The sequence below is a fragment of the Ochrobactrum sp. PL_is501 genome, from assembly GCF_055816895.1.
On the sequence record NZ_JBVPGR010000034.1, the window covers coordinates 252,088 to 258,087 of the forward strand.

6 protein-coding genes, 1 tRNA gene and 1 pseudogene are annotated in these 6,000 nt (G+C 54.9%); 5 read left to right on the plus strand and 3 right to left on the minus strand.

The features are described 5' to 3' along the window. Positions 1–56 precede the first annotated feature (56 nt). The 3 genes from AC0TOF_RS11230 (at position 57) to AC0TOF_RS11240 (ending at position 2,550) form a co-directional block, all read left to right on the plus strand. Positions 57–1,241: a lipase family protein gene (locus tag AC0TOF_RS11230; RefSeq protein ID WP_473768294.1), complete on the plus strand. Its 1,185-nt coding sequence runs from the start codon at positions 57–59 to the stop codon at positions 1,239–1,241. Next, positions 1,238–1,825: a protein-S-isoprenylcysteine O-methyltransferase gene (locus AC0TOF_RS11235; protein ID WP_473768295.1), complete on the plus strand. Its 588-nt coding sequence runs from the start codon at positions 1,238–1,240 to the stop codon at positions 1,823–1,825. Before AC0TOF_RS11230 ends, AC0TOF_RS11235 begins: the two co-directional genes overlap by 4 nt. 131 nt (positions 1,826–1,956) lie before the next feature. Further along, complete coding sequence (locus tag AC0TOF_RS11240; protein WP_473768296.1) at positions 1,957–2,550, plus strand: alpha/beta fold hydrolase; 594 nt, start codon at positions 1,957–1,959, stop codon at positions 2,548–2,550. A gap of 370 nt (positions 2,551–2,920) precedes the next feature. On the opposite strand, the gene AC0TOF_RS11245 is transcribed toward AC0TOF_RS11240, so the two are convergent. Continuing rightward, positions 2,921–3,334 carry a hypothetical protein gene (locus AC0TOF_RS11245; RefSeq protein ID WP_473768297.1) on the minus strand — a complete coding sequence of 138 codons (414 nt, stop codon included), beginning with the start codon at positions 3,332–3,334 and terminating at the stop codon, positions 2,921–2,923. Between the two features lie 118 nt (positions 3,335–3,452). Then, a tRNA-Sec gene (locus AC0TOF_RS11250) sits at positions 3,453–3,548 on the minus strand. A 179-nt stretch (positions 3,549–3,727) separates the two neighbouring features. Here AC0TOF_RS11250 and AC0TOF_RS11255 point away from each other — a divergent pair. Both AC0TOF_RS11255 and AC0TOF_RS11260 read left to right on the plus strand, forming a co-directional pair. Then, positions 3,728–4,165, plus strand: coding sequence for a hypothetical protein (locus tag AC0TOF_RS11255; protein ID WP_473768298.1), 438 nt, complete (start codon positions 3,728–3,730; stop codon positions 4,163–4,165). A gap of 162 nt (positions 4,166–4,327) precedes the next feature. Next, positions 4,328–4,684: pseudogene (locus AC0TOF_RS11260) on the plus strand (integrase core domain-containing protein); the annotation flags it as partial. A gap of 324 nt (positions 4,685–5,008) precedes the next feature. Here AC0TOF_RS11260 and AC0TOF_RS11265 read toward each other — a convergent pair. Next, entirely contained in the window at positions 5,009–5,998 is a 990-nt protein-coding gene (locus AC0TOF_RS11265) for an IS110 family RNA-guided transposase (protein ID WP_473768299.1), read from the minus strand. Positions 5,999–6,000: the final 2 nt, after the last annotated feature.

Sequence of the window (6,000 nt, forward strand, 5' to 3'; positions counted from 1 at the left end):
GGGGGATGATCGGTAATGATCTCGACAATACGACAACCCCAAATTACGATTTGCGCATGAAGCAACCGGTTCGACAACGCGCTGTCTTCTTCATTGGCGGCTATGATCCGAAAACGCCGGAGGCGTTTTTTGGACGATTGAACAGAGAAATCAAACGGTTCGAAGCTCTCTGGAGCGTTCGTTCCGACGTTTCGGATATCAGCGTATCGCCGGATGGCGAGATAGGCTCCGTCTCGATCAAGACGGCCCCCGGCGACAATGGCTGGGCCACGGAAACGGACTTCAATTTTCTCGTTCTGGACCGAATCGTACTGGCGGATTTCGACCGTCCGCTCCCGGTCAGGCTGGCCAAATATCTTGTCGCCTTCGGCGATTTCGTCATCACCGGCACTGCGTTTCGCTTCTTTGCCAGGGCGTGGCGGTTCGGGCTTTATTTCCTCTACCCGTTTCTCGTGCTCGCCCTGTTCGCGGTGTCGGGCTATGCGGCGGCGCGGGCGACTGCTCACTGGCTTGGCGCCCTGAGCTGGCTCGTCGGCCTTGCGGTTTTTTCGGCGGCACTTGCCATTCTGGGCAAAAGATGGTCCACCAACCATCTGATGGACCTGTGGTCGTTCTCGCTCAATTTCATTCGCGGACGGCGGCGGGATGCAGAATCCCTGATGCAGCGCTTTGCCGCCGGCATCGTCGAACGCACCGCCGCGAAACAGTATGACGAGGTCATTCTGATCGGCCACAGCACCGGCGGCATGCTGATGCTGGACGTTGCTGCGCGCTGCCTTGCCATCGATCCGCAATTCAGCCGCCATGCGCCGAAGGTGGCGGTCCTCACGCTTGGCTCGACCGCGCTCAAGGCAGGCTATCATCCGGCGGGCGGGCATTTTCGCGAAGGCGTGCAGCGGCTGGTGGACGATGGCAAAATCGACTGGGTGGAGATCCAGTGCCTGACCGATGCAATCAATTTCTACAAGACCGATCCCGTGGCCGAGATGGGTTTAAAGCGGGAGCCGCAACGAACCTTTCCCGTTACCCGGACAGTGCGCATTAAGGAAATGTTGCAGCCGGAAATCTACAAGCGCGTGAAGCGGAACCTTTTTCGCGTGCATTATCAATATGTATTCGGAAATACGAAGCCTTATTGGTATGATTTCTTTCAGATCTGCTGCGGGCCGGTCTCGCTCCGCGAACGGACGGATGACCGCATCATCGGTGCCCAGCCAAGGAAGGAAACTGTTGCCGAATGACACCGACACTGGCCGCAATCGTCTGGGGAATCGGGCTTGTCGCCTGGGTCGTTATCCGCATTCCACACCAGCGGCGCGCACGCAAGATCAAGGTTGCAAACGATGCGAAGACGCTGGCTGACCGGCTGGCGCTGGGTGCGGCGACGGTGGGCCTGTCGCTGATCCCCATCGTCTATGTCGCGACCGGCGTTCCCGCCTTTGCCGATTATGCTTTCCAGCCGTGGCTGGCCTGGATCGGGGTAATCGTCGAGATTGCCTTCCTCTGGCTTTTTTATGCAAGCCATCGCCAATTGGGCAAGAACTGGTCGGTCTCGCTTGAAATCCGCCGCGAGCACAAGCTGGTGACCGACGGGCTTTACAAATATGTCCGCCATCCGATGTATCTGTCGTTCTGGCTGTGGGCGATTGCGCAATTCTGCCTGCTGCCGAACTGGTTTGCCGGGCTGGCCGGGCTTGTCGGCGTCGCCATCCTCTATTTCTATCGGGTCGGCCATGAGGAGGCGATGATGCGGGCGGCCTTTGGCGCGTCATATGACGATTATGCGCGCCGAACAGGGCGCGTCATTCCGAAACTCAAGTTCTAGTGATTTGGCTGAAACGGACCGGCGCTCTAAATAGCTGTTTCGATGCCCCTCGTTCGAAAGTCATTTTTCGAACGCGCCCCAACAGGTAGTCGAAGATGGTTTCAAAGCCCGATCGTTTGCATTCGAAAATCATGACCCGCCGCAGCCTGATCTTTGCCGGAGCGGCTCTTGCGCTTTATGGCAGCGCGGCACAGGCAGCGCCCAAAACACCTTCCAGAACGTCCTCGCGGGCGGATGTCTATCTTCTGCGCGGGTTCGGGGACATTTTCTCCACCGGCATTGACGAGATCGGCAGGCAATTGCAGGCCAATGGCGTCGATGCGCATGTCGAGGGCCATCAGGCATGGCGTTTTGTGCTGAACCGGATACTTGCCGACCAGCGCGAGAACCCGCGCGCGCCCGTGGTTCTGATTGGCCATTCGCTTGGCGCCAATGCTGTCATCGACATTGCGGCCGCTCTTGAAAAAAAGGGCATTCGCGTCGCCTATATGGCGACCTTTGCCGCCACAGCGCCTGCCCCTCTGCCCGGCAATATCAGGCGTGTCGTGAATTTCTATTTCAAGCAGCATGGATGGGGGCTGCCGTTGACCGCCGGCCCGCGCTTCAGGGGAAGCCTCGACAATCGCGATTTCTCGGGCATGAAGGATATCGGTCATTTCAACATCGAGAAACAGCGTCCGCTTCAGGATGAAGTGGTTCGCAATGTGCTGAGTATCGTACGGTGAAGGACTTAGAGCCTGAATCAAAAAGCGGCAGGCCGAAGCGAAAATGGTGATTTTCGAGTACCGGAGCGCAGTGTACTTACGCATATTCCCGAAAAGTTGCAGACTTTTCGGATAAGAATATGCGAGCAAAAAAGCGCCATTTGCAGACAGGCATCGCGACTTTTGGAACAGGCTCTTAGAGCGGTTCCTGTTTTAACGGAACCGCTGGAACCGCCCTATCTATTTGTTTTTCCACATTTCCGAACGCATCGAAGCGGGATTAGAAATCAGTCCAGTGGACCTATTTCCCCGCGTAGGCGTTTTACACTTTTGCTGGAAATGCATCTAAGGATGCCGATTGGCGAGGTTCACAATGGATATTGAATTATTCTTAGGGCAAGCGGCGCCAAAAAAATAAAATCGTATCAAAAATTAGAAATGCTGAAATAACAGACAGGAACATGAATATACTATTTTCTACAGTACTTGATGGGGACCAATCCATAATCGTGAACCAGCAAGAAAACAAACCTGCGTCTCGACCTGATGATTGAATATAGGGCAGATATTGACCATTTTGTTGGTATATTTTTCTTTTATTCAAATGCGGAATGGGCACGCCGACGTAAAGCACGCTTGCTGCTAGCTTCATTATCTGCACAGATGGCTCTTCGTCCCAGCTCAACAGCAAAGTGGTCAAAAGAAGCGCCGCTAAATACAGTATACTTTTAGCTATAGAATTCACTATATGCTCGCTACCCGTCAAAGCCCATTCAGTTATGAACCATGCAAGGTTAGCAAGCATACAAAATCAAACAAATCCCTTCATATTGGTAGTGCTTTTACCTGTGAAAATAGGTTAAACGGCCCCCATGGCAAATGCCGTTCGCTGATGATCCAAACGTCGATAGTTTTAGGGATACTGGCGGAAGAGAATGGGAGTCGAACCCACCAAAGACCGTCTATCGGCCCCTCCCGGATTTGAAGTCCGGACATGCCACCGGGCATGCATCCCTTCCAGATATTGATTTTATTACATAATTCACGGTTTGGCAGTAGCTGGAAGCTTCGTTTTGCTACCCAATTGCTACCATCTTATTTTCCCTTCTTTGCTACCGCATTACTGATCATGGCGTCAATCTGGGCCGCTGCATTCGCTTGCATTCCTGGCATGACATGCGAATAGAGGCCAAGCGTAATGCCTATAGTCGAAGGGCCTAATCGTTCGCTGACAATCTTCGGATGTTTTGCCATTCTCTTCAATCCAGTGGATTACCTGAAGAGAATCCCTGCCTTCAAATACAGTTGCCAGTTCGATCATATTGCGCGCACATTCTTGTATCTCCTCGAGCTGCGGATGAGCGGCTGTGCGAGCTATCAACAAACCCGCGCGAAGGTTAAGCCGCATAAGCTCTTGATGACGATTTTCTTGGCGATCGTCTATTTCGCGCATCGTTTGAACCGTCATTTATGCGGCAAAGATAGCAAAATTACCCCCGATGATGGTCTGAAAGTCGTACACCCATTTCGACCACCCATCAGCCGTGCTGTCACCGAAAATAATCGCTGGGAAGATCGCCATCGCGACCGCCACCGCAAAAACTCCGAACATCCTGTTATTCATCTGCGCCCGTAGTATCTCCGCGTCACCACTATCGGCAGTTTGACAGAAATTTCCAAGTAGATTTGAACACGAGGTTTTCGAATGATGTATGAGTGGCCCGACAGCCTCTATCCGCTCCGCGACTGGCTGAAAAGAAACGGACTGTCACCTTCCAGTATCAAGACTGAACCGCGCCATGAGCGACGTCCCGTTCATGGCGGCGGCCTGATCCACCACTCGGACAGGGGCGTCCAGTGCGTGTCGATCAAGTATTCGGAACGACTGGCCGAGGCAGGCATCGAGCCTTCCGTGGGAAGCGTCGGCGACTCTTATGACAACGCCCTCGCCGAAACGATCAACGGCCTCTAAAAGGCCGAGGTCATTCATCGGCGCGGACTGTGGCGCAGCTTAGAAGCGGTTGAATTCGCCACCCTGGAATGGGTCGACTGGTTCAACCATCGACGGCTTCTGGAGCCCATCGGCAAAATCCCGCCAGCCGAAGCCGAGGAGCAGTATTACGCCATGCCGGACGAGCCAGACACGGCCGCATAACTTAAACAAAACAGCCTCCGGCAAACCCGGTGCGTGTGTGGATGCCCCCGGTTTGGCAAGAAGATTTTTTGACGGTAGTCCGCGAACGAGGAATTCTATCGGTCGTGTGTCAGGCCTCTTGATGTGGCCTGATAGCCACGGGCCGGGATGCAGTTCGAAGAACAAGGACCACATCGGTTCAGAGAGCTTTGTGCTCGAGCGCCGGGACTGGTTTACCCCATTCTGAACATTGAAGTCCTTTCCGCATCGTTCCGTCTGTCGATCTTCCCACCGGGGCTTTTGGCCCCAGGCATCACCGCATTACCTTTCGAAAAAGGCAGCGGATTACGCCATTCTGTAATTCTGCTCCCTGGTCATCATTGCCCATATGATGCGCGCCATCTTGTTGGCGAGCGCAACAGCCGCCACCATGCGAGGCTTTCGTCCCAGAATGCCTCCAAGCCAGTTGTCAGGTAACACGCCCTTGCGCACTATCCAGCGGATCAGGCTCATGGCTCCGACGATCAGTAGCTTTCGGATATCGGTCTGTCCCATCTTGCTGACACCGCCCAATCGTGTCTTGCCACCCGTGGAGTGCTGCCTGGGCACAAGGCCGAGCCAGGCAGCGAAATTCCGACCGCTCTTGAATGCACGAAGATCGGGAGCAAACGCGAGGATCGCGCCGGCAGTCACGGGGCCGACGCCGGGAACAGTGCAAAGTCGCCGCATATCTTCATTCGCCTTGGTAGCGTCTCGAAGCTTCAGCATCAGCCCATCGATCTTCTCGGTCAGCAGCCTGATCTGGTCCAGGTAAAGCTGACCAATCTCTCTAACTCCATCGGGGAGATCATTTGTCTCATCGGCCAGAACTCCTGCCACCGCAGTGAGATTGGCTGGTCCTTGAGCAACGACGATCCCGAATTCGCCGAGGTGCCCTCGCAACGCATTGATGAGCTGGGTGCGCTGGCGCACGAAGCACTGGTGCGTTCGAAACGCCACCGCACGCGCCTGATGTTCGGCGCTTTTGACTTCAACGTAGTGCATGTTCGGGCGCAGCGCTGCCTCTGCAATTGCTGCTGCATCGGCAGCGTCATTCTTCTGCCGCTTGACGAAGGGCTTCACGTAAATGGGTGGAATTAGCCGTACCTTGTGGCCGCAGCCTTGAGCAAAGCGACCCCAGAAATGGCTGGTGGCGCAGGCCTCCATCGCGACAATGCACGGCGGCTGCTCACTTAAAAGCTGCTGCAATCGAGCCCGTGAAAGCAGCCGGTTGAATAGAACCGCACCGTCGCGATCCGTAGCACAGACCTGGAAACTCCGCTTTGCGAGGTCGATCG

Excerpts from the sequence above, each read along its gene's own strand:
- AC0TOF_RS11240 (WP_473768296.1), top strand. The coding sequence starts at position 1,957 with ATGACCCGCCGCAGCCTGATCTTTGCCGGAGCGGCTCTTGCGCTTTAT.
- AC0TOF_RS11255 (WP_473768298.1), top strand. The coding sequence starts at position 3,728 with ATGCCTATAGTCGAAGGGCCTAATCGTTCGCTGACAATCTTCGGATGT.
- AC0TOF_RS11235 (WP_473768295.1), top strand. The coding sequence starts at position 1,238 with ATGACACCGACACTGGCCGCAATCGTCTGGGGAATCGGGCTTGTCGCC.
- AC0TOF_RS11230 (WP_473768294.1), top strand. The coding sequence starts at position 57 with ATGAAGCAACCGGTTCGACAACGCGCTGTCTTCTTCATTGGCGGCTAT.
- AC0TOF_RS11245 (WP_473768297.1), bottom strand. The coding sequence starts at position 3,334 with ATGCTTGCTAACCTTGCATGGTTCATAACTGAATGGGCTTTGACGGGT.